General features: G+C 51.2%; 1 pseudogene. It reads left to right on the plus strand.

Annotated features, from left to right (window positions below):
* Positions 1-379 (plus strand): annotated as a pseudogene (locus J5F18_RS01515) (F0F1 ATP synthase subunit alpha); the annotation flags it as partial.

The raw sequence follows: 379 nt of genomic DNA on the forward strand, positions 1-379 counted from the left end.
CCCAGGGGACGTATTCTATCTACACTCGCGCTTGCTTGAGCGTGCAGCACGCGTTAACGCGGACTATGTAGAGAAATACACCAACGGTGAAGTGAAAGGCAAAACCGGTTCATTGACTGCGTTGCCAATCATCGAAACCCAAGCCGGTGACGTATCTGCATTCGTACCAACCAACGTGATTTCAATCACCGATGGTCAGATCTTCCTTGAGACCGACCTATTCAACGCAGGTATTCGCCCTGCTGTGAACGCAGGTATCTCGGTTTCACGGGTTGGTGGTGCAGCACAGACCAAGATCATCAAGAAGCTGGGTGGTGGTATTCGTTTGGCCTTGGCTCAGTATCGTGAATTGGCAGCATTTGCTCAGTTCGCATCTGAC

The organism is Halomonas sp. BM-2019 (assembly GCF_017584085.1).